Source organism: Pseudomonas sp. RA_5y_Pfl1_P24, assembly GCF_963970945.1.
Lineage (GTDB): Bacteria > Pseudomonadota > Gammaproteobacteria > Pseudomonadales > Pseudomonadaceae > Aquipseudomonas > Aquipseudomonas tritici.
In genome coordinates, this window is sequence record NZ_CAXAOJ010000018.1 from 46,022 (window position 1) to 69,499 (window position 23,478).

Annotated in this window: 20 protein-coding genes, 3 tRNA genes and 5 pseudogenes; 13 read left to right on the forward strand and 15 right to left on the reverse strand. The window is 57.3% G+C overall.

Features of this window, described 5'->3' with window-relative positions; all coding sequences use genetic code 11:
• Positions 1-19: 19 nt before the first annotated feature.
• Genes AACY30_RS24545 through pelG form a run of 5 tightly spaced genes read left to right on the forward strand, consistent with a single transcriptional unit; the run spans position 20 to position 5,759 of the window.
• Complete coding sequence (locus AACY30_RS24545; protein ID WP_049710551.1) at positions 20-538, forward strand: hypothetical protein; 519 nt, start codon at positions 20-22, stop codon at positions 536-538.
• Positions 539-543: 5 nt separating this feature from the next.
• Entirely contained in the window at positions 544-1,911 is a 1,368-nt protein-coding gene (locus AACY30_RS24550; protein WP_339421206.1) for a PelD GGDEF domain-containing protein, read from the forward strand.
• Positions 1,889-2,881, forward strand: coding sequence for a HEAT repeat domain-containing protein (locus AACY30_RS24555; RefSeq protein WP_339541255.1), 993 nt, complete (start codon positions 1,889-1,891; stop codon positions 2,879-2,881). Before AACY30_RS24550 ends, AACY30_RS24555 begins: the two co-directional genes overlap by 23 nt.
• Positions 2,874-4,388: a GT4 family glycosyltransferase PelF gene (gene pelF / locus AACY30_RS24560; protein ID WP_339421210.1), complete on the forward strand. Its 1,515-nt coding sequence runs from the start codon at positions 2,874-2,876 to the stop codon at positions 4,386-4,388. Before AACY30_RS24555 ends, pelF begins: the two co-directional genes overlap by 8 nt.
• Entirely contained in the window at positions 4,389-5,759 is a 1,371-nt protein-coding gene (gene pelG, locus AACY30_RS24565) for an exopolysaccharide Pel transporter PelG (protein WP_339421212.1), read from the forward strand.
• 67 nt (positions 5,760-5,826) lie between these two features.
• On the opposite strand, the pseudogene AACY30_RS24570 reads toward pelG, so the two are convergent.
• From AACY30_RS24570 to AACY30_RS24595, 6 genes and pseudogenes are all read right to left on the reverse strand, one after another.
• A pseudogene (locus AACY30_RS24570) lies at positions 5,827-6,087 on the reverse strand (DUF3077 domain-containing protein); the annotation flags it as partial.
• 177 nt (positions 6,088-6,264) lie between these two features.
• Positions 6,265-7,116 (reverse strand): hypothetical protein, encoded by an 852-nt coding sequence (locus tag AACY30_RS24575; RefSeq protein WP_339541256.1) that lies wholly within the window; start codon positions 7,114-7,116, stop codon positions 6,265-6,267.
• Positions 7,117-7,230: 114 nt separating this feature from the next.
• Positions 7,231-8,115, reverse strand: coding sequence for an NACHT domain-containing protein (locus AACY30_RS24580; RefSeq protein ID WP_339541257.1), 885 nt, complete (start codon positions 8,113-8,115; stop codon positions 7,231-7,233).
• Between the two features lie 118 nt (positions 8,116-8,233).
• Positions 8,234-8,350 (reverse strand) — tRNA-Ser (locus AACY30_RS24585).
• 128 nt (positions 8,351-8,478) lie between these two features.
• On the reverse strand, positions 8,479-9,381 hold the full coding sequence (locus tag AACY30_RS24590) for a hypothetical protein (RefSeq protein WP_339541258.1): 903 nt from the start codon (positions 9,379-9,381) through the stop codon (positions 8,479-8,481).
• 108 nt (positions 9,382-9,489) lie between these two features.
• Positions 9,490-10,137 (reverse strand): annotated as a pseudogene (locus tag AACY30_RS24595) (integrase); the annotation flags it as partial.
• Positions 10,138-10,184: 47 nt separating this feature from the next.
• On the opposite strand from AACY30_RS24595, the pseudogene AACY30_RS24600 reads away from it, so the two are divergent.
• Positions 10,185-10,391, forward strand: a pseudogene (locus AACY30_RS24600) (SDR family oxidoreductase); the annotation flags it as partial.
• Positions 10,392-10,680: 289 nt separating this feature from the next.
• Here the strand turns inward: AACY30_RS24600 and AACY30_RS24605 are convergent.
• Positions 10,681-10,756 (reverse strand) — tRNA-Thr (locus tag AACY30_RS24605).
• Positions 10,757-10,955: 199 nt separating this feature from the next.
• Here AACY30_RS24605 and AACY30_RS24610 point away from each other — a divergent pair.
• Positions 10,956-11,366: a hypothetical protein gene (locus tag AACY30_RS24610; RefSeq protein ID WP_339469151.1), complete on the forward strand. Its 411-nt coding sequence runs from the start codon at positions 10,956-10,958 to the stop codon at positions 11,364-11,366.
• A 266-nt stretch (positions 11,367-11,632) separates the two neighbouring features.
• Positions 11,633-12,568: a cellulose biosynthesis protein BcsQ gene (gene bcsQ, locus AACY30_RS24615; protein ID WP_339541259.1), complete on the forward strand. Its 936-nt coding sequence runs from the start codon at positions 11,633-11,635 to the stop codon at positions 12,566-12,568.
• 241 nt (positions 12,569-12,809) lie between these two features.
• Here bcsQ and AACY30_RS24620 read toward each other — a convergent pair whose 3' ends face one another.
• The 5 genes from AACY30_RS24620 to AACY30_RS24640 form a co-directional block, all read right to left on the reverse strand.
• Positions 12,810-13,997: a methyltransferase gene (locus AACY30_RS24620; RefSeq protein ID WP_339541260.1), complete on the reverse strand. Its 1,188-nt coding sequence runs from the start codon at positions 13,995-13,997 to the stop codon at positions 12,810-12,812.
• Positions 13,978-14,667: an ABC transporter permease gene (locus tag AACY30_RS24625; protein ID WP_339415471.1), complete on the reverse strand. Its 690-nt coding sequence runs from the start codon at positions 14,665-14,667 to the stop codon at positions 13,978-13,980. The genes AACY30_RS24620 and AACY30_RS24625 overlap by 20 nt, the downstream gene beginning before the upstream one ends.
• Positions 14,667-15,359, reverse strand: a complete 693-nt coding sequence (locus AACY30_RS24630; RefSeq protein ID WP_339456735.1) for an ABC transporter permease — start codon at positions 15,357-15,359, stop codon at positions 14,667-14,669. The genes AACY30_RS24625 and AACY30_RS24630 overlap by 1 nt, the downstream gene beginning before the upstream one ends.
• Positions 15,360-15,433: 74 nt before the next feature.
• A complete protein-coding gene (locus tag AACY30_RS24635; protein WP_339469154.1) occupies positions 15,434-16,186 on the reverse strand; it encodes an ABC transporter substrate-binding protein in 753 nt (250 codons plus the stop codon).
• Positions 16,187-16,199: 13 nt separating this feature from the next.
• Positions 16,200-16,973: an ABC transporter ATP-binding protein gene (locus AACY30_RS24640; RefSeq protein ID WP_339415474.1), complete on the reverse strand. Its 774-nt coding sequence runs from the start codon at positions 16,971-16,973 to the stop codon at positions 16,200-16,202.
• 555 nt (positions 16,974-17,528) lie between these two features.
• Here AACY30_RS24640 and gabP point away from each other — a divergent pair.
• Positions 17,529-18,920: a GABA permease gene (gene gabP / locus AACY30_RS24645; RefSeq protein WP_339469155.1), complete on the forward strand. Its 1,392-nt coding sequence runs from the start codon at positions 17,529-17,531 to the stop codon at positions 18,918-18,920.
• A 71-nt stretch (positions 18,921-18,991) separates the two neighbouring features.
• Here the strand turns inward: gabP and AACY30_RS24650 are convergent, their stop codons facing one another.
• Both AACY30_RS24650 and AACY30_RS24655 read right to left on the reverse strand, forming a co-directional pair.
• Positions 18,992-19,405 (reverse strand): hypothetical protein, encoded by a 414-nt coding sequence (locus AACY30_RS24650; RefSeq protein WP_339456738.1) that lies wholly within the window; start codon positions 19,403-19,405, stop codon positions 18,992-18,994.
• Between the two features lie 4 nt (positions 19,406-19,409).
• Positions 19,410-19,861, reverse strand: a pseudogene (locus AACY30_RS24655) (hypothetical protein).
• A gap of 226 nt (positions 19,862-20,087) precedes the next feature.
• On the opposite strand from AACY30_RS24655, the gene relB reads away from it, so the two are divergent.
• The 4 genes and pseudogenes from relB (at position 20,088) to AACY30_RS24675 (ending at position 23,264) form a co-directional block, all read left to right on the forward strand.
• Positions 20,088-20,279 carry a type II toxin-antitoxin system RelB family antitoxin gene (gene relB, locus AACY30_RS24660; protein ID WP_339415477.1) on the forward strand — a complete coding sequence of 64 codons (192 nt, stop codon included), beginning with the start codon at positions 20,088-20,090 and terminating at the stop codon, positions 20,277-20,279.
• Positions 20,269-20,538 (forward strand): annotated as a pseudogene (locus tag AACY30_RS24665) (type II toxin-antitoxin system RelE/ParE family toxin). The gene relB and the pseudogene AACY30_RS24665 overlap by 11 nt, the downstream one beginning before the upstream one ends.
• An 80-nt stretch (positions 20,539-20,618) precedes the next feature.
• The gene (locus AACY30_RS24670; RefSeq protein ID WP_339541261.1) at positions 20,619-21,584 is read left to right on the forward strand and encodes an arsenic resistance protein; all 966 of its coding nucleotides are present in this window, start codon (positions 20,619-20,621) and stop codon (positions 21,582-21,584) included.
• Between the two features lie 87 nt (positions 21,585-21,671).
• Entirely contained in the window at positions 21,672-23,264 is a 1,593-nt protein-coding gene (locus AACY30_RS24675) for an ArnT family glycosyltransferase (protein WP_339541262.1), read from the forward strand.
• A 120-nt stretch (positions 23,265-23,384) separates the two neighbouring features.
• Here the strand turns inward: AACY30_RS24675 and AACY30_RS24680 are convergent.
• Positions 23,385-23,460 (reverse strand) — tRNA-Phe (locus AACY30_RS24680).
• Between the last annotated feature and the right edge of the window lie 18 nt (positions 23,461-23,478).

The following is a 23,478-nucleotide window of genomic DNA, read 5'->3' on the forward strand; positions in this document are numbered from 1 at the left end:
TCTCTACGGGAGAAAACCTATGCAAGTAATTCGTAACCTGAGCCTGGCGCTGACAGTCCTGTTCGTTGCCGGCTGCTCAAGCTTCACCAGTGAGACCAGCCCGAACCTGCCACGCAATGCGCAGTGGGGCATCGTGCCGATGGTCAACTATTCGCAGACCCCGCAAGCCGGTGAGCGCAGCGAGCAGATCCTGCTCAGTGTGCTCAGCAGCCATGGTCTGCAACCACGGGTTTACCCTGTCACCACCCAGGGTGAACAAGCCTTGATGGACGACAATGAGCGTCTGGCCGGTGCCCTCGATTGGGCCCGTGAGCAGAAACTCGATTACGTGGTCGCGGGCAGCGTGGAAGAGTGGCAGTACAAGAACGGCCTGGACGGCGAACCGGCGGTGGGCATCAGCCTGCGCGTGCTGGAAGCCAGCAGCGGCCGCGTGCTGTGGAGCAAAAGTGGCGCCCGCGCCGGCTGGTCCCGTGAAAGTCTGGCGGGCAATGCTCAAACAGTCATCGACAAACTTGTTGGCGCCCTTCGGTTCGAGTGAACGCAATGAATTCTCCACACATGGATTACAGCCTGGCGCCTCGCGCCAGCGGGCCGGTGTCTTGGCTGGAAACGATACTGGTGACGGGCCTGGCGATCGGCCTCGGCTTCTGGCTCACGCCTGAAGACCCGTTGCAGATGCATGCCGGTTTCCCCTGGCCGATCCTGGCACCGCTGCTGTTAGGTGTACGTTATGGCTTTGTGCGCGGCTTGTTCAGCGCGGTTCTGGTGGTGGCGGCGCTGTTTGCGCTGCGCAGCAGCGGGCACGAAGGTTATACCCAGATTGATCCGTCGTTTATCGTCGGCGTGCTGGTGTGCGGGATGCTCGTCGGTGAAGTGCGGGACCTGTGGGTGCGTCGCCTTGAGCGTCTGCAGATGGCCAACGAATACCGTCAGTACCGTCTCGACGAATTCACCCGCGCCCACCAGATTCTGCGGGTCTCCCATGACCTGCTCGAGCAGCGTGTGGCGGGCAGCGACCAGAGCCTGCGCAGTTCCTTGCTGGGCTTGCGGGAAAAGCTGCGTGGCATGCCGGTCGAAGGCGATGCCCTGATCGCGCTGGCTGAGCCCATCGTAGCGATGCTCGGCCAGTACGGCGCCTTGCGCGTGGCCGGGTTGTACCGCGTCGATGACAGCGAACAAAACATACTGCCTCAAGCCTTGGCGATGATCGGTGTGATGGGCCCGTTGGATGTGGGTGATGACCTGATCAAGCTGTGCCTTGAGCGCGGTGAACTGGTCAGCGTGCGCCAGGAATTGATTGATTCCGGCAAATCCTCGCAGTTTTCGTCGCTGCAAGCGTGCATCCCGCTGATCGACGCCGAAGGCAACCTGTTGGCCATCCTGGCGGTTCGGCAGATGCCGTTCTTTGCGTTCCAGGACCGCACCTTGAGCCTTTTGTCGCTGCTGGCCGGCCACATCGCCGACCTGCTGCGTCGCGACCCGCAAGTGCTGCAACTGCCGGACGCCGGCGCCCAGCAGTTCACGTTGCAACTCAAGCGCTCGCTGGTGGACATAGAGCAGCACACCTTGCCGGCCGGGTTGTTTGCGTTTGAGATGACACGCCCCAACGACGAGCTGACGCGCCTGATGGCGCGCAGCCAGCGCGGCCTGGACCTGCACTTGCCGGTGCGCAACAACCGCGACCACGCGCTGCTGTTGGTGTTGTTGCCGTTGACCAGCCCGCAAGGCACTGAGGGCTACCTGGCCCGTATCAGCCTGATGTTGCATGAGCATTTTGGTATCGACAGCGACTTCGAGAGCCTGGGCGTACGGGTGATGCCTTTCAACCTGGAGCCTGGCTGTGACCGCAACGGGCTGCGTAACTTCCTTTACAACGAGTGTGGCTTGAATGATCAGCAAGTGGCTGTTTAGCGGAGCCTTGGTGCTAGAGGCGGGCAGTTGGGCAAGTTTGTGGCTCGACGCGCCTCAAGTGCACCAACTGCTGGTCTTCACCTTCAGCCATGGCGTCGCCTGCCTGATGCTGTGCGCGGCCGTGTGGCTGTTGCTGCCGGCGCGCTACCGCAAGCCGTTGCCCTGGAGCCCGCTGTTCATTTTCAGCCTGGCGTTCTTTGTGCCGGTCATCGGCACCTTGGGTGTGGTGGCTGCGATCTTCCCGGCGCTGTACTTGCCGCGCAAGCGCGACAAACAAGCCTGGCAGGCCGTTGGTATTCCAAGCTTGCCGTACCGCGCGCAGGCGCAGTTGCACAAGCCGGTTTTCGCCGATGGCGGCTTACAGGATGTGCTGCGTCACGCGCCCGATCCGGACCAGCGTTTGTCGGCCTTGTTGGCCACACGGCGGATGCCCGGCAAGGAAGCGGTGCCCATTCTCAAGTTGGCGCTGGCAGACCCCAGCGACGACGTGCGCCTGCTCGCCTACTCGATGCTCGACAAGCAGGAAAGCGATATCAACCTGCATATCCAGATGGCCCTTGAGCAACTGGTGGATGTCAGTTCGCGCACCGCAGGCCCGGTCCACAGCATGCTGGCGCGCTGGTACTGGGAACTGGCCTACCTCGGCCTGGCGCAAGGCAGCGTGCTGGAGCACGTACTCAACCAGGCCAGCGAGCATGCCGAGCAGGGCTTGGCAGCGGGCGAGGGCGGTGAGCTGTTCCTGCTGGCTGGCCGTATCGCCCTGGAGCGCGGCGAGAACGAGCGCGCCGAAGTCCTGCTGCGCCTGGCGGAAGAAAACGGCATGGGCTCGGCCCAGGTCTTGCCGTTTCGCGCAGAGCTGGCGTTCGAGGCCGGTCGTTATCACGAAATTCCCGGGTTGCTCGCCAGCCTTCCCGAGAAAACCCGCCAGCGGCCACCGTTCGCTGAGTTGGTGAGGAGCTGGAATGAGTAACAAGCAAGAGGCACCGATTGCAGACATCTGCCTGCTGCTCGAAGGCACCTGGCCTTACGTGCGCGGCGGCGTTTCGAGCTGGATTCACCAGATGATCCTCGGCCTGCCGGAGTTGACCTTTTCGGTGATGTTCATCGGCGGCCAGCGCTCAGCGTATGAGAAACGCCGTTACGAAGTGCCGGCCAACGTGCTGCACATCGAAGAGATGTTTCTCGAGGACGCGACCCATCCCACGAATCTGCACGGCACACCGCGCGAAGCCAACCCGCAGCACCTGGCCGACCTGTATCGCTTTTTGCATCACCCGGACCAACCTGAACGTGAGCTGGGCGAGAAGCTGCTAGATTGCATCGCCAGCGGCGACATGACCCTCGACGACGTCCTGCGCAGCCGCGCCAGTTGGGAGACGCTCAGCGAGGGTTATCGCCTGCATTGCGCCGACCCGTCCTTTGTCAATTATTTCTGGACCCTGCGCTCGCTGCAGTCGCCTTTGCTGATGCTGGCCGAAGCCTCGCGCAAAATGCCGCGCGCGCGCGTGCTGCATTCGATTTCCACCGGTTACGCCGGGCTTTTGGGCTGCATTCTCAAGCAACGCTGGAACTGCGCCTACTTGCTCAGCGAGCACGGCATTTACACCAAAGAACGCAAGATCGACCTGGCCCAGGCCTCGTGGATCGCCGAGACCTCCGGCCAGGCGCTGAACCGCAGCCTCGACGGCGGCTCGGGTTACATCCGTACGCTGTGGGTGCGCTACTTCGAGCGGATCGGCCAATTGGCCTACAACAGCGCCGACAACATCATCGCCTTGTATGACGGTAACCGTCAGCGCCAGATCAAGGACGGCGCCGAGCCTGCACGCACGCAATTGATTGCCAACGGTATCGACCTGGCGCAGTGGAATCGTGTGCTTGAAACACGCGCGCCGGGCATTGCCCCGCGGGTGGGCCTGATCGGGCGTGTGGTGCCGATCAAGGACGTGAAAACCTTCCTGCGGGCCATGCGCGGCGTGATCAGTGCCATGCCTGAGGTTGAAGGCTGGATCGTCGGGCCGGAAGAGGAAGACCCGGAGTACGTCAGCGAATGCCGCAGCCTGATGGCCAGCTTGGGCCTGGAAGGCAAGGTGCACTTCCTCGGCTTCCAGCGCATCCAGGACATCCTGCCTCAGCTCGGCTTGATGGTGTTGACCTCAATCAGTGAGGCGCAACCCCTGGTGATCCTCGAAGCCTGGGCCGCCGGCACGCCGGTGGTCAGCAGCGACGTAGGCTCGTGCCGCGAACTGATCGAAGGCGGCAGCGCCGAAGACCGTGACCTTGGTATTGCGGGCAAGGTTGTCGCGATCGCCGACCCACAGGCCACCTCCGTCGCCATCCTGGAACTGCTGCGCAGCCCGGAACGCTGGCAAGCCGCACAGGCCAGCGGCCTGGCGCGGGTCAACCGTTATTACACCGAAGCCTTGATGTTGCAGCGCTACCGCGACCTGTACCAGGCAGCCATGGAGAACAGCTAAATGGCCGGTATTGGCTTTGAACTGCGCAAGATTCTTTCGCGCGACTCTTACACCGCCACCCTGCATGCCTACGTCTATGCCGGGCTGATCAGCTCCGGGCCGTGGGTGCTGTCGATCATCAGCGTGATGCTGGTGGGCATCATCAGCCTGGGCTTGATGTTGCCCAACTCGCTGGTCGGGCAGTTTCTGGTGACGGTGACGTACCTGATGGCCAGCTCGTTGATCCTGACGGGCGGCCTGCAACTGTTCTTTACCCGGTTTGTGTCCGACCAACTGTTCCAGCGCAACTACGAGCAAATCCTGCCCAACCTGCTGGGCATATTACTGATGGTGACCGTGGGCGCCGGCGTACTCGGCATCATCCTGCTGGCGGTGCTGTTCGATCAGCCGCTGATCTACCGCGTGCTGGTGCTCTCGAACTTCGTGGTGCTGTGCAACCTGTGGCTGGTGATCATTTTTCTGTCGGGGATGAAAAAATATAACCGCATCCTGCTGGTGATGCTGGTGGGCTACTCGCTGATGGTTGCGAGCGCCTACCTGCTGAGCTTCCTGGAGATGCCAGGCTTGCTGCTGGCACTGTTGATCGGGCACAGCACGCTGCTGTTCCTGTACCTCTACGACATCCTGCGCGAATACCGGGCTGAAAAACTCATCGCCTTCGACTTCCTCGATCGCCGCAACGTGTTCCTCAGCCTGCTGGTGACCGGGTTCTTCTACAACTTCGGCATCTGGGTGGACAAGATCATGTTCTGGTTCAACCCGGCCACCTCCAACACCGTCATCGGCCCGCTGCGCGCCTCGATCCTCTACGACATGCCGATCTTCATCGCTTACCTCGCGATCATCCCCGGCATGGCCGTGTTCCTGGTGCGCATCGAAACCGACTTTGCCGAATGGTACGACCGCCTGTTCCGGGCCATCCGCGACGGCGAAACCCTGCAGCACATCGGCTCGCTGAAGACCGAGATGACCCTGTCCATCCGCCAGGGTCTGCTCGAAATCTGCAAAGTCCAAGGCCTCACCGTGGTGCTGCTGTTCCTCTTCGCACCACGCCTGCTGGACTGGCTGGGCATCTCCAGTTACTACCTGCCACTGTTCTACATCGACCTGATCGGCGTGAGCATCCAGGTCGTCTTTATGGCGCTGCTCAACGTGTTCTTCTACCTCGACAAACGCCGCGTGGTGCTGGAACTGTGCGTCCTGTTCGCCGTCCTCAACGCCGGCCTGACACTGCTCAGCATGCACCTGGGCCCGAGCTTCTTCGGGTACGGGTTTACGCTGTCGCTGCTGGTGTGTGTACTGCTGGGGCTGGCGCGCTTGTCATCGGCGCTGGAGGACCTGGAGTACGAGACGTTTATGTTGTCGCGTTGATCGCGGTTTCTGGCGAATAAAAAAGGCACTTGTCGGTGAGCGGCAAGTGCCTTTTTTTGTTGCTGCGTTATTGCTCGGTGTTGCAGGGTGATTCCAGTACCTTCACCACATCATCGATCACCGCCTTGCTCATCTCCTGCAGATAATGCGATGCCCAGGCATAACGATCTGTGTCTCGCGTCATTGCTGCGTCTTCTGCGAGCAACTGGGCGACATGGAGCAGATCGGAAACGTGGTGCAAGGCTTCATGCAGGGAAACACCGCTGTTGACGCGGAACAGAGGTTGGTCGGAGTGAAAGGAGAAGGGGGTGACGCCGAGGGTGGTTAGTGCATTTTAGTAATACGCGTATACATTGGATAGAACGGGGGCTGACCCTTAATCCCACTCTCAGGCTCAAACTGACGCGTCTGGAACCCTTGAAAACCTAAGAGGGGGTGAAGGGGATTGAGCCCTCATCATCAGCTTGGAAAGTCATGATTCATCGTGGCGTTTCTTAAGTGCCGGTCATCGTTTGCGCGATGGTATTCGTTTCTTCGCAGGCGAATTTCCCGCAGATGCCGATCCTAATATGTCGTCAAAAATGCTTTTTTGAATGCTCTCGTTATGCACTATCACTTTGTATTTTTCAATAGTGTTGTAAGTGGTATTTTCGTAAGTCCGTAGTGCATCCCGGAATTTATCTAGCCCGAAAAATTCTATTATAGCTTTCAGAGGGATTCTGACCGTGTCCGTCCCCTCCAAAATTTTGGTATGAGATTTGGATTTCAGTTCATTAAGGTCTTGGGGAGACAGTCTGGTGAATAAATTAACTATAAGGCGAATTATCACCGAGTCGATTTCTTCTTCTATTTCATTCCTATTTTGAGGTGTAGGGCCCCATGCGACCAGTACACTTCCTTGCAGTCCAGCTGATATGCCCGGAGAAAGACTCATAAAATAATTGTAGAAGCTAATGTCGCCTGGAGCGTCCAGCGCATCGCGAAGTTTGGAATGAGGCTCGGCTACAATATTGAGGTAATAATGGTTTGCGTATCGGGCTTCATCAATGAGCCTTAGAAAGCTGAGCGTGGACTGCCATTTCCTGAATTCGTTGGTTGCTGCTGCATAAAATGATGTTGCGCGCTCATCTGGTAGTTCTTTTATAAAGGCGGCGGCATGATAGTTTAAAATACTTTTATGTAAGAATGTTGTTAGATCGAGCCCTTCTTCTATGAGAAGACAGGCGACCTTAACAATATCTTTTCGGAAATCTTCAAGTTCACACTCACAGTCTTTCGCTAGCTTCAACGCGCCGTCAAATGCTTTAGAGAACTGGCTTGGCTTTAAAGAGCGGCCCGCGCTTGTCTGGATTACCATAAAGCAGAAGGCATCAAATAGCTGCCGAAGTCGCCGTTCCGGCAGTCCGCTATAGTGCTGCCTATTGAATCCAGCTTTAAGCTTGTCGTGTTTCGTAAATACAATTCCGAATAACTAATCAAAAAACTCAGATAAGCTTAGCGGAGTTTCTTTCTCAGTCTGGTATACGACAATGACCAGTGTCAGCATTAAAGGTGTAGAGATAATGCCCTTGATATCCGTAGGGCTACCGTTTAGGGCGTCCACAACATCAGTTCTTTTTGCCGCAGAGGGTATTAATTTCTGTACAAAAGGGTCGTAGTCTTCTGGTGTTAAAGGCACTAGCCTCAGAATTCTGAATCCAACTACGTTTTGAATATGGCTCTGTGGTCTGCTGGAGATTACAATTTTTAATTCGGGGTATAAAGTTTGAAGGTGATCAATTTCAAGAATTATATCGGCGACACATTCCTCTGGTACTTCATCAAAGCCATCTAGCAGCAGAACTGTTTTTCCAGAAGAAGCGAGATAAGCGAAAGTCTCTTCTCCGCCCGTAATGCCTACAGTTTTTAGAAAACTTAAAATGCTATCCAGTAAGTTGCGTCTTGTGGATATATTCCGAAGTTCAAGGAGGAAAGGGATTTTTATTACTTGAGTGTTCTCCAGCAATGAGCAGGCTAAATATCTCATAAAAATGGATTTGCCTTGGCCAACTATTCCCTCTATGACTAAGTTTCCGTCTGGGAGCTCTGCTGCTGATGCGACGATCTGTTCTTCATCATCGATCGATATCTTTGATGGGTAATAGAACTTTTTAAGGGAGACTTCATCCTCTGCCGACCAAATGGTTTTCACTTTGTCTATTTTTATAAGCGTAGTGGCAAGCTTTTTGACGCCCGCGGCAGTCGACAGCTTGTGTATTGCTTTCTCAGCCTGACCTTTAGCCCCCGCGTACAGATCTTTGAAGGCAGGTGCCAGCAGCCGAGACAGTGTTGCAATCGTCATTACCGTCGCAGACATACAATTTCCTTATAGAGTCAAACGAATGAGGGCGTCATACGGACCGAGCTTGTTACGTGGCTTGTTACGTATTTCAGATAAACGAAAGGCCCGCCTATCGGCGAGCCTTTGTTTTGTATGGTGCCGGCACCAGGAGTCGAACCCGGGACCTACTGATTACAAGTCAGTTAAATTGTACATAAATATCAATAGGTTAGATTGGTAGTTGTTACGTGCCCGCTCGACTGAATGCGGCTGATGTCGTGGCACTCAAGGAGCTTGTTACGTGGTTTCGTCAAGCTCTTTGAGTTACCGAGTGCAGGCTTACGGCCTTACCGCGATCATAGTCTGCCTATCACTTGCCACGCTTAGCAAATATTAGTCTCAGAAGGGCAGGGAGGAGAGCTTTGAAAATTTAGGATGAGTGGGCGTCATCTTTTTCAAGCTACCATCACTGTTTCTTACAGTTACGCCTGATGAGTCAAAATCAACAAGCGCTCCAAAATCTTGCCCTTCGAGCCAAACGGTATCTCCCGCACTCATCGGTTCTCCATTTATTAGGAAGGCATTCTCTTCTAATTCGAATCCATTTGTATTCGATAATGAGTTGATGTAGTGCGTAAGTCCACGCTTGGGTGTATTGCGATTCGGTTTAGCTTCCATCTCTGTCAGTCTTGAAGAAATGTTCTTCAGGGATTGTAGGATTACACTGGTTTCATTTGATAACTCGACTCGCGCAGGCAGTGCAGCTGGGCTCACGCCTAATAGCTGAATCATGGAGTTAAAATCATTTGGCTTTTCAGTAGTTTCCACTATCGCGTTTCGAATGTTCTCCTGCTCTTTGTGAACTTCGTCTATTCTGAGTGAGTGCCTATAATCTGCGCACCTCAGGCCCTGGATGTCAAAAATCCGAGGGGTAATTTGGTCCTTTATTAATACGGTAGGTAAGTTAAAAGCTTGGCGGACCCCTAGTTCATATAGTACGTTTGGGTTTCTCCCGCTCAGATCACATATAACGAGATCGCTCTCAACAATTTTCCGCAGAATGTCGATAATGATATAATTGCTTGCGGCGACGAGGTCGGCGCGATGAGCTACATATCCTGCTTTTGAACATGCTGGTTTGATTAAGTGCTCATAAACCCGTGTGAAATGACCTGGTTCATAACCGTCCATATCCGCTATGGGCATAATTACAAAACACGTTTTTTGCGCTTCTTGGTCTTTCCCACTAGTTTGCACGGTTTTTTTATCTGCAGGAGACTGTGTCTTATCTTTTTGAGTCATTTGAGTCCATTCTCAGGATTTGAAAAAATCGAAATTTTTCGCGCCGCTTGTATTTTCGGACAGCTGTATAGCGTCCGCAACGCCTTCGTGTCTAGCTCCTGACGACCATCACATCGTGGAAGGGTCAACAGTTGGAATGCTGTAGTCATATACGTCCATCATTTTTTGGTCACGATGCCCGCTAGCTTCTTGCTTGTCAGCTCGGGTTCCGCTTGTATCCGTAATGCCGCGACGTTTTAGGTCATGTAGTGCGAACCGCTGTTCTGGCGTAATGATTTCATCTGCTAGCGCCAGTGTGATGAAGCGTTGCCAAGCTGTATCGAGACTGGACTTGCGAAGCGGGCCGCCGTGGCTGGCCACTATGATGTTCCTGCGTGATATCTGGATGGGGATCGCCGTTTTGCGTTTGGCCCATACCTTGGACCGATAGGCCTTTGCGTTCTCCCAGGCTTTGCGCAACCGTGGCGTCCAGCGAACGATATTGTCACGGCTGCCTTTGCGGCGGTTGGTCAGTATTCCAGTCGCCAGTTCGTTTTCATCGGTCAGGGTCACAACCTCGATTCCGCGCAACCTGCAGAGATAGGCCAGCTCCATGACGTACCCCAGGTACTCAGGGCAGCCGCCTTTCTCGTTGCGCTGCAGTAGCCCCCTAGCAATTGCCCGATCAATGAGAGCGTCCATGACATGGTGATTCGGTAGACGGCGTTGCTTGCGCTCTACAGGCGCTTCAATGCCCAGCGCTGGATTCACTTTCAGGAAGCCGGAAAAACGGGGTCAGACCACAATTTTCGTTATTTAATTGAAAACGTGGTCTGACCCCCTATTCCCGAGGGACCATCAAGACGCCGATGCATGGCGAAGAAAGCCATGCTGCGCGGGAGCAATTGCACCCGGTTGGGCACAGGGGGGAGGTGAATGACATCGCCCAGGCGATTATTTATCTGGAGAATGCGGGGTTCGTGACGGGGGAGATTCTTCATGTCGACGGCGGGCAGAGTGCTGGGCATTGATCTACACGTCCCGGCTTGATTGGGCCGGGCGTTATTTTGTCTTGGTGAGGTTGTGCGCAGGCTGGGAAGGGGGTTCACCTGCCATTTGGCACTTTAAGAACTTGAGCTCTTCTTGGAAATAGCCAGAAGGCGACAAGGTCGGAGAAGCTATCAACCAGGTGAGGGGGCGGTTGAGCAAAAATGAAGTGTGGACACTTTTTGGGCATTCCGGCCAAAACTAAGCCCGAAATTTTTCGCGGTTTCTAAACCCCAGAAACCACAAAGCCCCGCATTGCGGGGCTTCGAGATATGGTGCCGGCACCAGGAGTCGAACCCGGGACCTACTGATTACAAGTCAGTTGCTCTACCAACTGAGCTATACCGGCGTGTTAGGGCGACGATTATAGCGATTGCCAAGCTTCTGTAAACCCCTGAATTCTGACTATTTTTGCAGAAGCCAAGGTTTTCTCGCAGCGAACCCTTTTTCCTCGCAACGAGTTAGGATTCATCCCTTGTCATCCAGCGGTCTACCCGGCCTTGATCAAGGCAATCTCCGCACTCATTTCGACCCAAGGAAGCCTTTACATGAAACGGACTCTTTCACTGTCCCTGATCCTTCTCGTCACAGCCCTCAGCGCGTGTTCCACCCATAAGCCTGGCAACGATCCGGCGTTGGTCGGTACCTGGAAGGGCTTGCGCACGGAGACCAGCAAGTGCCAGTTCCTGTCGTGGACCAATAACCTCAAGCCGGACGGCCGTTTCACTATTACCTTCTTCCGTGATGCGCAGCAGACTCAGGTGATTCAGACCGAGCAGGGCACGTGGGCCGCGGCCAACGGCAAGAATGAATTGCGCACGGATGGTGTGCCTTCGCCGGATATCTACACGTATAAACTGGTCGACCCGGATACCGTGCATTACGTCAGTGTGGCGGCGGATCCTTCCAGTGATTGCCAGGGTGATTACGCGTTCACCGAGTACCGCATTCGCCGTTAAGTCGATTGGTGGGCCAGAACCGGGGACTCGGGTGCCCGGTTCGCTCATAGGTTCAGAGACGTTGGATCGGATGCTGGCGGGGTCATTAATTTGACTACTTGCCGTCGGTCTAAAAATTTAGCGTTAACTTCATCAAAATAATGACACTTTGTTTTCGCTGTCAGAGAATGCGGCAACAGAGCGCGCCCTATATAAAAAGACCTGCGGTAAGCCTTCTTCTTGCCGGCCCTTCACGTCTTTAGGCTGCGTCGTGTGGGAGTTTGGTCGTGAGCCTTACTGACAAGATTTTTGTGTTGCTCGGCAAACATGTCACGCGAGATGTGCGCGGGCTGAACGCGCGGTTGCATTTCTTCGGCAGTGTTCCGGTCGACGATGGCGCCCCCTTTCCTTCTTCAGGCCCGAGGGCCAATGAACCACTTCAACAGGAAGAGGTTGCCGTGGCACGGCCCACTGTCGTCGCGTTGGTATCGGCCAATGGAGGCGTGGGCCGCAGCACGCTGGTCACGGCCTTGAGCAGCGGCATGCAGCGGTTGGGTGAGTCGGTGGTGGCTTTGGATCTGGACCCGCAGAACGCGTTGCGTCATCACTTCGGCGTCAGCGCGAGCTTGCCTGGCATCGGTCGCGCCAGCTTGTTGAATACGCCCTGGGTTCAGATCCTGCAACCGGGCTTCGCCGGGTGCCGGGTCATCCCCTTTGGCGATATCGATACCCAGCAGCAGGAAAACCTTCAGGGTTGGCTCAAGCGCGAACCGGGTTGGCTGGCGCAGCAGTTGTCGGGGTTGCGCCTGAGCGAGCGGCAAACGGTGATCATCGATACCCCCGCCGGTAATAATGTCTACTTTGATCAAGCCTTGAGCGTGGCCGATGTGGTGTTGGTGATTGCCAAAGCTGACGCCGCGTCCTTGGCCACCCTGGACCAACTCGATAGGCTGCTGGCCCCGCATCTTGCGCGCGAGGGCCCACCGCAGGTTCGCTATGTGCTTAACCAACTGGATGAGGACGATGCCTTCACCCTGGACATGCTTGAGGCGTTCAAGCAGCGCCTGGGTGCAAAGCCGCCGCTGGAGGTGCACCGCGACAGGGCAATCAGTGAAGCGCTGGCGTTTGGCGTCGACCCCTTGGACAGCCAGGCATTGACCTTGGCCGGAGACGATATCGACGCGCTTTGCCGGTTATTGATTGCGCGCAAAAAATCGCTATAAGTCGCGGTTTATGCGCTTAACGCCAGATGCTTATGCACAATCGGTTGGTTGAGGATGTCACGTAACAGCCATTTTTTGGAGCGGTTCTCATCCCGCCGCAACTGCCTGTTTTGCGGATGTTTTATTGGGTGAACAAAAAATGATCAGCTTGTTTTTCGACCTGTAGCGCAGAGGGCTACAGGCTCTGTAAAGAATCTATCAACAGAGTTATCCACAGGCTGTGGTGCGACAATTCTGCCCCTTAATCGCGCTCGGCAAGCACCATCAAGTTGCGCGGCGTCAATGCGGTTTCGCAGAAGCTGCCTACTTCGATCTTGTAGCCGGCTTCGCTTAGAAACAATGCCCGATCCAGTACCAGCCATAACTCCAGCGGGCGCCGAAATAGGCCACGCACCAATTCCAGGTTTCTGACCTCGGCCAAGCGGCTCCAGCCGTACGCCTCTAATGCCGCCCACTGCTGTTCACCTGTGGATAACCCCTTAAGACGTGCCAGTTCCCGGCAGTAGTCGGCGAAAGGCTTGTCCAGCCAGCGCGTGGGCAGCGAAGGCGCGGGCAGGTATTCGTCGCAGCCACGCAGCTCGCGTTGCAGTTGATCGAAACCCAGGCGCCGCGCCATGGACGTGTCGCGCTGCAAGCGCACCCGCTTGCCGGCGGTAACGGTTTCGCTCAGGGGCAGGCCAAGGTCATCGATCGACAGGTGCAAGGTTGAGGCGCGGCCTGCGGTGGACAGTGCCTGGTAGGTGTCGGCGGTGATGCGGTTATAGCAGCAGGGCGCCAGCGCGAGCTGTTGGCAACCGACCGCGCTGGCCAGTTTTAGCAGGCGCACGTGCAGGTCGCCACAGGCGTGCAGGGCGACGGGCGTGTGTTCACGGCTGAGCGCCACATCGGCCATCACGTCTTGCAGGCGATGGATAGCGGGCAGGCCATGGTGATCGCTCAACGCCTGGCCTGCCGCGATCAGCGCCGGGTCGTACTCCAGGCACGTCAGCTGTTGGCCTGTGTGCAGCAGGCGGCGGCCGAGGTGGCCCTTGCCGGCGCACCAATCCAGCCAATGCCGGGGTGTTTGCGCAAATTGCAGCGCGGCGCCGAACGCTTCGATTTGCTGCCATTTGCGCCCGGGTACGTCGACATTCAGGCGCTGCGCAGCGGGTTGCAGGAGCCGCGTCGGTAACTTATCCACAGCACTGAGACGCAAGGCTTCGCAGGCCAGCGTGGGAAACGGTGCGGGCGCCGGCAGTGTGTGGGGGTGGTTATGGCTGGTTTCTGCGTCGGACAACGAGCGTTGACGCAGCCACCGGGCCAGTTCCGGATGCTCGGTTTCCCAAGGCAATTGCCGATGAATAAAGGGCCGTGGTCGCCACAGCCCTTGGTGCTTGATCAGAAACGCATCCAGCGCCTCAAAGCGTGCTTCAACGTCCCTGGCATTCATCGACGCGCAGCCAGCGTTCCAGCAGTTTGAAGCCGCGCACCAGCAGGAAGGAGATCAGCAGGTAGAACACACCGGCGGTGAAGAACATCTCCACGGTGAGGTAGTTGCGCGCGATGATCGTCCTCGCCATGCCGGTCAGCTCCAGCAGGGTCACGGTGCTCGCCAGCGAGCTGGCCTTGAGCATCAGGATGACTTCGTTGCTGTAGGCCGGCAGCCCGATGCGCGCGGCCCGGGGCAGGATGATGTAGAACAGCGTCTTGGGCTTGGACATGCCCAACGCACGGGCTGCTTCGATTTCCCCAGGCGGAATGGCCTGGATGGCGCCCCGCAGAATCTCGGCGATATACGCTGCGGTGTGCAGCGTCATGGTGGCGGTGGCACACCAGAACGGGTCGCGCAGGTACGTCCACATAAAGCTTGAACGGATGGCGTCGAATTGGGCCAGACCGTAGTAGACCAGGAACAACTGCACCAGCAGCGGCGTGCCGCGAAAGAAAAAGATGTAGGCATAGGGCAGGGCACGCACAGACAGGTGCCTGGACGAGCGCGCGATACCCAGCGGGATGGCCAGGATCAGGCCGAGGATCACAGCGATGCTCACCAGTTCCAGGGTCAGGATGGCGCCCTGGATAAACTTCGGCAGCCACTTGATGATGACTTCCCATTCCATTACGTCGTCCTCACGAAGCCGCGGGCGGCGCGTTTTTCCAGGAAGTGCATAGCCACCATCGACAGAGACGTCAGGGCCAGATAGATGAAAGCGGCGACCATATAGAAGGTGAAAGGCTGTTTAGTGACGGTTACGGCGATTTGCGCATGGCGCATGATTTCTTCGAGGCCGATGACCGTAACCAGCGCGGTATCTTTCATCAGGATCAGGAACAGATTGCCCAGCCCCGGCAGGGCGATGCGCCACATCTGCGGCATGATCAACCGGGTAAAGACACGAAACTTCGACAGGCCCAGCGCCACACCCGCTTCGCGGTGGCCTTTGGGAATGGAGATGATCGCCCCACGCAGCACTTCCGTGGCGTAGGCGCCGAAACACATGCCCAGCGCGATCACGCCAGCGGCAAAGGCGCTGAGGGACAGGTCGGGAATGTCGAGCAACTCACCCAGTGAGCGCATGGCGTTGATCGTGCCGAAGTAAATCAGCAGCACCCACAGCAGTTCCGGCACACCGCGAACGATTGTCGAGTAAGCACCGCCAAGCCATTGCAACGGCTTGTACGGCGAAGTCTTGGCCAAGGCGCCGGCAAGGCCGAGCACCAGCCCCAGGCACAGGGCCGTGAGCGCGAGTTTGACGGTCATCAGCGCGCCAGCGGCAAGCGCCGGGCCGAATCCGTAGAGATCGAAATTCATGGTGTTTTCATATCGCGGCAGGCATTGCAAAAAGCCGACGCGCTCACGTGAGCGCGTCGGGCATACCGTTCAGATCATTCGATGCTGAAAGGGAAGTACTTGTCGTTGATCTTCTTGTAGGTGCCGTCTGCCTTGATCTCCGCCAGGGCTTTGTTCAGGCGCTCGCGCAGTGGGTCGCCTTTACGTACGGCGATACCGATCTTGTCGCTTTCTACCACTGGGTCGCCTTTGAACTCGTAGGCGGAACCGTCTTTGCTCTTGAGCCATTCGTATTGCACGTACTTGTCGGCCAGGATGCCGTCCAGGCGGCCGGACGTCAGGTCGAGGTAGGCGTTTTCCTGGGTGTCGTAGAGCTTGGTTTCGGTATCAGGCAGCTTGTCTTCCAGGTACATACCGGCCAACGTCGCGCGTTGTGCACCGATGACTTTTCCTTTCAGGTAAGCGGCGTCGGTCTTGAAGTCGGCGGTGGCTTTAGGGGCGATGAACTGCAGTTTGTTGGAGTAGTACGGGTCGGTGAAGTCGACGGCCTGCTTGCGTTCATCGGTGATGGACAGCGAGGAGACCAGGAAGTCGAACTTCTTGGCGTTCAGGGCCGGGATGATGCCGTCCCAGTCGGACACATACACTTCGCACTTCTCGACTTTCATCTTGGCGCACAGGGCGTCACCGATGTCTTTGTCGAAGCCGACGACGTTGCCGCTGGCGTCTTTGTTGTTGAACGGCGGATAGGCCGCTTCGATCCCCATTTTCAAGGTTTCTGCCATGGCCGTGGCGCTGAACGCCATCGAGACGGCCGCGGCCAGGAGGAATTTTTTATAGTTCTGCATGCATGTTGCTCCGTTAGCGGTTGCTGGACATGAATTGTTTGCAGCGCGCCGAAAGCGGGTTTTCAAACACCTGCTGTGGCGATCCTTGCTCTTCGACCAGGCCCTGGTGGAGGAACACCACTTCACTGGACACTTGGCGGGCGAAGCCCATTTCATGAGTGACCAGCAGCATGGTGCGACCTTCTTCGGCCAGCGCGCGGATCACATTAAGTACTTCTTGAACCATTTCCGGGTCAAGCGCCGAAGTGGGCTCGTCGAACAGGATGACCTTGGGCTGCATCGCCAGGGTGCGCGCGATGGCCGCTCGCTGTTGCTGGCCGCCGGACAATTGCGCGGGGTAGGCGTGGCGCTTGTCGGCAATCCCGACCTTTGCCAGCAGGGCTTCAGCCACTTCAATGGCTTCGGCTTTACTTTGGCCGAGCACACGGCGAGGGGCCTCGATGATGTTGTCGAGGATGCTCATGTGCGGCCACAGGTTAAAGTTTTGAAACACAAAACCGATTTCGCTGCGCAGGCGGTTGATCTGCTTGCCGTCGGCGGCCATCAGCTCGCCGTTTTTCGCGGCCTTGAGCTTGAGCTCTTCGCCGGCCACCAGGATCTGGCCCTGGTTCGGGTTTTCCAGCAGGTTGATGCAGCGCAGGAAGGTGGACTTGCCGGAACCGGAGGAACCCAGGATCGAGATCACATCGCCGTCGCGAGCGGTCAGCGAAATACCTTTAAGTACCTCCAGCTCACCATAGCGTTTATGCAAGTTGCGGATTTCAAGCGCGGGCGTGGCCTCGGCCATGTGCGGTCCTCGTTGTGTTCGTTGCGATCTTCGCTGTTGGTCCGCCTTCCTGGCGAGGCGCCAAGCTAGCATAGCGTCTTGATGGCAGCCAACAGCGCCGCCGGCGGTAAACAGGTGGTGTGCGGCAGGGTGTCGCATCGGCACAGCAGCGTGTCGCGCCATCAACAACCGAACAACCGTTTGAACCCGAAAAGCCGCAGGCTTCGCGTAAAAAAGGGCGCGATGGTGCCAGCTTTGGCCGGGGGTTGGAAGGGTTAACCGGGCAAACGGTGCGTATCAGCCCTTTTGTGGGGCGTCACGTACTTTTTGTGTGTGTTTATGGTGCGTTTATTCGTATTGAAAGTGAGTCGCACGGTAACGCTATAGCGGAATGCCATTGTTCTCAATGACTTGCGAGGACTGCTCAAGCCTCCTACAACCCGCGTCAATCGCGACGCTGTAACATTTTGGCGCAAATCTTGCGTAAAAAATAAAGAACGCCCTGTTGGTTTCTTTTCACGATAAAGATCACAGGCCGGGCGGACCGTTTTCGCAATTCCTCGTAAAGGTGTGTCAATGAGTAGTACGCAAAGCTCCAATGACCTCGAACAGGGGCTCAAACCGCGTCACGTCACCATGCTGTCGATTGCCGGCGTTATCGGTGCCGGTTTGTTTGTTGGCTCCGGCCACGCGATTGCTGCCGCCGGCCCGGCCGTACTGTTGGCTTACGCCGCTGCGGGTACGCTGGTGGTGTTGGTGATGCGCATGCTGGCCGAAATGGCCGTCGCCTCGCCAGACACGGGTTCGTTCTCCACCTATGCCGACCGGGCGATCGGCCACTGGGCCGGTTTTACCATCGGCTGGCTCTACTGGTGGTTCTGGGTGCTGGTGATTCCGCTGGAGGCCAACGCCGCCGCGACCATCCTGCATGCCTGGTTCCCGGATGTGGCCATCTGGGCCTTTACGCTGATCATCACCTTGCTGCTGACCGTGACCAACCTGTTCAGCGTGAAGAACTACGGCGAGTTCGAGTTCTGGTTTGCGCTGATCAAGGTCGTGGCGATTGTGGGCTTCGTGATCCTCGGCCTGGCGGCGATTTTCGGCTTCCTGCCGACCAGCCAGGTCAGCGGCGTTTCGCACTTGTTCGACACCCAAGGCTTCATGCCGAACGGCATGGGCGCGGTAATGGCGGCGATCCTGACCACCATGTTCTCCTTCATGGGCACCGAGATCGTCACCATCGCGGCGGCTGAATCGAAGAACCCAGGCCAGCAAATCACCAAGGCCACCAACTCGGTGATCTGGCGGATTGGTTTGTTCTACCTGCTGTCGATCTTCATCGTGGTGTCCCTGGTGCCTTGGAACGATCCGACCCTGGCAGCGGTGGGTTCGTATCAGACCGTACTGGAGCGTATGGGCATCCCGAATGCCAAGCTGATTGTCGACCTGGTGGTACTGGTAGCTGTGACCAGCTGCCTGAACTCGGCGCTTTACACCGCCTCACGCATGCTGTTCTCCCTGGGCCGTCGGGGTGATGCACCGGCCGTGGCCAAGCGCACTAACAAGAGTGGCACGCCTTACTGGGCTGTGCTGCTGTCTACTGGCGCAGCGTTCCTGGCAGTGTTCGCCAACTACGTGGCCCCGGCGGCAGTGTTCGAATTCCTGCTCGCCAGCTCGGGCGCTATTGCATTGCTGGTCTATCTGGTGATCGCGGTGTCGCAACTGCGCATGCGCCAGAAACGCGCGGCGGCGGGCGAGAAGATCGTCTTCAAGATGTGGCTGTTCCCGGGCCTGACCTACGCGGTGATGGTGTTCATCGTGGGCACGCTGACCATCATGCTGTTCCAGGAAGCGCATCGGGTCGAGATTATCGCGACTGGGGTGCTGAGCTTGCTGGTCGTGGCGGCAGGGCTGTTTGTATCCAGCCGGCGCAAGGCGCAGAGCGCGGGTGCTGCCGTACTGAACTGACGGAATGCGGTAAATAATGTGGGAGCGGCGGTGCGAATCGTCGCACCGCCGCTCCCACATTTAGTTGTGCGTCATTCTTGCGAGCTGACCAGCGCCTGGGACGCCGCCACGTAATCCGCCTGGAACTCCGGCGACTCGATCCACGCCAGTGCCGCTGCCTCATCATCAGTGTCCGTGGTCCACTGCCGATACTCGATCAGCGCCGCCAGGATAAAGTCGGTGGCTTCTTCTTCGCCTTCCTGCTCAAGCACCAGCGCCAGCAACGGGTGGGCCAGGAACACGGCGCAGAGGGCTTGCTGGCTGGTTTCGCCTGCCGTGCGCATTTCTACGAACAGCTCGGTCAAATCCACTGACTCAAGGTCAATGCGGCTGTCATCACCGGCGAACGCATCCGGCTTGGCCGCGACGGCGCGCTGGGTACGGTTTTGCTTGGCCTTGGCCTTTGCCCGTTGGGCACGTTTTTGCTGCTTGTCTGGCGAGGCCATGGGCTTAGCGTCCTAGGGGTCTGGATCTGGGGGGAGTATTGAAGCGCAGGTTGGGGGAAATCCCAAGGGTATCCGCAGCTAATTGGCCGTTTTGCAGCCATACCAATGCAATCGGCCACAGCCTCTGCTGATGCTCGCTGCGAAAAAATGCGAAATGTCCGACTGCTTTTTCGCTAATATCAGCAGGCGCGATCCGCAGATGAGTGCGTTCACTGCCGTCGAAGTAACCCAGTAGTCGCTCGCTGCAGCATCGCCTCGAAATCCAGCACGCCCCAACCCCGACCACGAGGCTTTGAAGCCACGCAATGAGCCGCTGCGGGAGTCGCCGATGCCACGGTAGCGGTAGGTGATGACGAGGGGGCGTTCGAGGTCGGTGCGCAGGTGGCGCCAGGTGAAGCCGCCCTAGACGTAGCCGTCGATGGCAGGCTCCTTGAAAGGAATACGGTGATCGTGCATACGTGAGGCCGCAGGTATTTCGAGCAGACGTCGGTCAAATTCATCGTTTCACGGCCTCTGTCAGTTTCTTATTTTTTTAGTAACAGTTGTTCAGTTTGCCATTACTTGTGTTCCCTATGGCAGGCTCACTAAGCTCCGACATCCCTTGATAAAGCCATACATCCGAGAGGAACGACAGCACATCATGGACCGATTAGACTGGCAGGCATCCTTTAAGGAGGTCTCTATGAGCATTCCACTTTCTCCCATCGTTTCAGCGTTTGAAACTGAAGAGCAGGCCGCCAGCTATGACCGTTGGTTTCGTGCCAAGGTGCAGGCTTCAATTGATGATCCCCGTCCAAACATTCCGCATGATCAGGTTATGGCAGAGATGCGCGCTCTGATTGAATCGAAGCGAAAAGCGCAAGATGAGGGTTGAGTGGCGGCCGGAAGCACGCGCCGAGCTGAGAGCAATTTTAGAATACATTCTTGAGCGCAATGCTGCGGCAGCCAGTGATTTGAACGAGTCCATCGAGCTAGCGACAACGGCTCTTCCAGATCATCCGTATCTCTAGCGCATGGGTCGAATCCCTGGTACTCGATAAGTTGTCGTGCACCCGAACTATCTGGTGGTGTATCGAATAGAGGATTGGATCGAGATACTGACAGTGCTACATGCACGTCAGGAGTACCCCTGATAACCAAACTGGTTGTATCGCTCGACCTTAAGTCGGTAGATGCATAACCTTGCGCTCTTGCGATCCGATAGAGCCGCCTCATGACCCGCGACACCCTCGAACACAACCAGATCCCGGTTTACTTCGTAGCCGTTCTTCTGGCGGCCGCTTGTGGCCTGTTCGTACCCTCATTTGCCCACGGCCTCGGCGCGCTGGTCACGCCCACCATTGCGGTGCTGATGTACGCAATGTTCCTCCAAATTCCTTTTTTTGATCTGCGCCAGAGCTTGAGTAACAAGCGTTTCCTGTCGGCACTACTGCTCGCCAACTTCATCCTGGTGCCCCTGCTGGTGTGGGCATTGACCCAGAGCCTGGTTGGGCGTCCGGCATTGCTGGTCGGGGCGTTGCTGGTGTTGCTGACCCCGTGCATCGACTACGTGGTGGTGTTTACCCATATCGGCAAGGGCGATTCGCGGTTGATGCTGGCGGCTACACCGGTGCTGTTGCTGCTGCAATTGGCGCTTTTACCGATCTATCTGAGTGTGATGCTCGGCGCCCAATCCGAGGTAGCGGTGGAGGCAGGGCCGTTTATCGAGGCGTTCCTCTTGTTGATCGTGGTGCCGATGATTCTGGCGGTGGTGACGACTTCCCTGGCACGGCGATCGTCGGTCGTCAGTGTTTGGAACAGTGGCTGGGCGTGGTTGCCGGTGCCGGCGATGGCGGTGGTGTTGTTTGTGGTGATCGGCTCGCAAATCACATCGGTGGTACGGGATATCAACCTGTTGCTGCCGGTGATCCCGGTGTATGTCGGTTTTCTGGTGCTGGCGCCGCTGATGGGCGTGTTGGCCTCTCGGTTGTTTGCACTCCCGGCGACGGCGGCCAGGGCGGTGACATTCAGCGCGTCGACGCGCAACTCGCTGGTGGTATTGCCTCTGGCGCTGGCCTTGCCCGAGGATGTGCGTGGGGTGGCGGCGACGGTGGTGATCCTGCAAACCCTGATCGAACTGGTGGGCGAGTTGATTTACGTTCGGTTGATCCCTAAGTGGGTGTGGCCCGCAGGTCGGTAATCGCGGGAATGTTCAGGTCTGTTCAGGCGTTATTCAGCAGGGCAGTCGGCACCATACGTCGGCGCCCCTTACCTGACAGGTCAACCGATGGATCACCGCAACCGTTTTCGCCTGGAATCCCTGGGCATTTTCCTGTTTGCCCTGTTGCTGTTCACCCTGGGTATCTGGGATCAGCAACCCCAAGGGTTTGACGGGCGCTGGGCGCTGTTCCTACAAGAAATGTTTCGCCATGGCGCGAGCCTTTTCCCGACTACCTATGGCCAGCCCTACGCGGATTACCCCGGCACCGCGACCTTTTTCAGCGTTGTGTTCGCGCGACTGTTTGGTGCGCCCAACCATCTGGCGAATGTGCTGCCCACCGCCTTGGCGTCCGCTGGGGTGGTTGCCTTGATCTATCGCTTGCTCGTCCCGGCGAATCGCCAGTGGGCGCTGCTCGCCGTGCTGCTGACGTTGCTCACCACCCAACTGCTCGAAAAATCCCGCTCAGTCTGCCTGGACCAGATGGTAGCGTTGCTCTGTATAGGCAGTTTTTACCTGCTGCACAGTGGTGGGCGCTGGAGGCGGCTGGCGGTGTTTGCGTTGTTCATCCTGGGGTTTGCCATACGCGGGCCGCTGGGGTTGATCGAAGTCTGTGGTGTGGTGTGCGTGTATTGGGCGCTGGGCAAGCCTGGCGAGCGCGTGAAGCAGGTGCTCATTCATGGCCTCGTCGGCCTGGTGTTGTTGGCAGCCTGTTGGTGGCTGCTGGTGAAACTGGCGCGCCTCAGCGGTGGTGACGCATTTGCCGATGAAGTGTTCAAGATGCAGGTGGGCGGACGCCTCGATGAAGCCGGTGAGCCGTTCTATTTTTACTTCCAACTGAGCTTGTATCGCTACTTCCCGGTGGTGCCGTTGGCGCTGGCCACCATGATTGCGCTGCGTCATCGCTGGGCCGAGCGGTTTGAGGGCGATATGCAATTGGTGGTGCGGCTCGGTGCCTGCGGCTTGATGATCTTGCTCGGGCTGTCGGTGCCGCACTTCAAGCGCGCTTACTACATCCTGCCCATGGTGCCGATGTTTGCGGCTGTCGCGGCCTATGGGCTGCTCCATGCGCAAGGTTGGCTCGCTGGCGTGCGCCGCTGCTACGAAGGGCTTGTCGTGGCGCTACCGGCGTTGTGCGTCGTTGCAGTGTTTGTCTGTCGGCATGGGTGGCAGAAGCATGGTTACTGGCCAGATGTTTCGTTGCCGCTGCTGATCGGTGTGCTGATGGTGTTCCAAGTGGCGGCGTTGATTGCCTGGCGGCGGGTGGGGCGGTTGGTTTGGCTCAGCCTGATTGCATTGTCGGCGCAATGGTTGTTGTTGGTGATGGTGGTAGAGCCGGCCAAGGACCTGCAGTTTGACACCCGGCAGTTTGTCGGCCAGGTGGAAGCGCTGCGCGTCACGCAGCCGGGGCCGTTGGTGTTTATCAACCTCGGCCGGGATACCTGGGCAGTGCGCTACATGATGAACCTGGATCACGATGAGCGGCCGGTGTTTGTGGGGGCTCTTGAGCTTGACCGATTAGGTGCGTTGCCACGGCCGGCGTGGGTGATTGTGGCGCGCAAGGAAGTGGCGTTGCTGAAAGGGACATCCCTGGCGGACGTCGCTCCAAGCTTTGAAGGGCGGTTGAACGATAATCCGCTGATGGTGTTTTTGCTGAAGTGAGCGAAGCGCGAGATCAAAATCGCCACTGGGTTAAGTCAAATCCCAGGCAACAAAAAACCCGCACTAGGCGGGTTTCTTGTGTGCTTTCAGGTGTGCTTGGCATCACCTGAAAACGAAAGGTGGTGCCCAGAGACGGAATCGAACCGCCGACACGGGGATTTTCAATCCCCTGCTCTACCGACTGAGCTATCTGGGCAACGGGGCGCATTAAACG

Bases quoted from the DNA above. Each gene is read 5' to 3' on its own strand.
- AACY30_RS24545 (WP_049710551.1), top strand. From the start codon at position 20: ATGCAAGTAATTCGTAACCTGAGCCTGGCGCTGACAGTCCTGTTCGTT.
- AACY30_RS24550 (WP_339421206.1), top strand. From the start codon at position 544: ATGAATTCTCCACACATGGATTACAGCCTGGCGCCTCGCGCCAGCGGG.
- AACY30_RS24555 (WP_339541255.1), top strand. From the start codon at position 1,889: ATGATCAGCAAGTGGCTGTTTAGCGGAGCCTTGGTGCTAGAGGCGGGC.
- pelF (WP_339421210.1), top strand. From the start codon at position 2,874: ATGAGTAACAAGCAAGAGGCACCGATTGCAGACATCTGCCTGCTGCTC.
- pelG (WP_339421212.1), top strand. From the start codon at position 4,389: ATGGCCGGTATTGGCTTTGAACTGCGCAAGATTCTTTCGCGCGACTCT.
- AACY30_RS24575 (WP_339541256.1), bottom strand. From the start codon at position 7,116: ATGGTAATCCAGACAAGCGCGGGCCGCTCTTTAAAGCCAAGCCAGTTC.
- AACY30_RS24580 (WP_339541257.1), bottom strand. From the start codon at position 8,115: ATGTCTGCGACGGTAATGACGATTGCAACACTGTCTCGGCTGCTGGCA.
- AACY30_RS24590 (WP_339541258.1), bottom strand. From the start codon at position 9,381: ATGACTCAAAAAGATAAGACACAGTCTCCTGCAGATAAAAAAACCGTG.
- AACY30_RS24610 (WP_339469151.1), top strand. From the start codon at position 10,956: ATGAAACGGACTCTTTCACTGTCCCTGATCCTTCTCGTCACAGCCCTC.
- AACY30_RS24620 (WP_339541260.1), bottom strand. From the start codon at position 13,997: ATGAATGCCAGGGACGTTGAAGCACGCTTTGAGGCGCTGGATGCGTTT.
- AACY30_RS24625 (WP_339415471.1), bottom strand. From the start codon at position 14,667: ATGGAATGGGAAGTCATCATCAAGTGGCTGCCGAAGTTTATCCAGGGC.
- AACY30_RS24630 (WP_339456735.1), bottom strand. From the start codon at position 15,359: ATGAATTTCGATCTCTACGGATTCGGCCCGGCGCTTGCCGCTGGCGCG.
- AACY30_RS24635 (WP_339469154.1), bottom strand. From the start codon at position 16,186: ATGCAGAACTATAAAAAATTCCTCCTGGCCGCGGCCGTCTCGATGGCG.
- AACY30_RS24640 (WP_339415474.1), bottom strand. From the start codon at position 16,973: ATGGCCGAGGCCACGCCCGCGCTTGAAATCCGCAACTTGCATAAACGC.
- gabP (WP_339469155.1), top strand. From the start codon at position 17,529: ATGAGTAGTACGCAAAGCTCCAATGACCTCGAACAGGGGCTCAAACCG.
- AACY30_RS24650 (WP_339456738.1), bottom strand. From the start codon at position 19,405: ATGGCCTCGCCAGACAAGCAGCAAAAACGTGCCCAACGGGCAAAGGCC.
- relB (WP_339415477.1), top strand. From the start codon at position 20,088: ATGAGCATTCCACTTTCTCCCATCGTTTCAGCGTTTGAAACTGAAGAG.
- AACY30_RS24670 (WP_339541261.1), top strand. From the start codon at position 20,619: ATGACCCGCGACACCCTCGAACACAACCAGATCCCGGTTTACTTCGTA.
- AACY30_RS24675 (WP_339541262.1), top strand. From the start codon at position 21,672: ATGGATCACCGCAACCGTTTTCGCCTGGAATCCCTGGGCATTTTCCTG.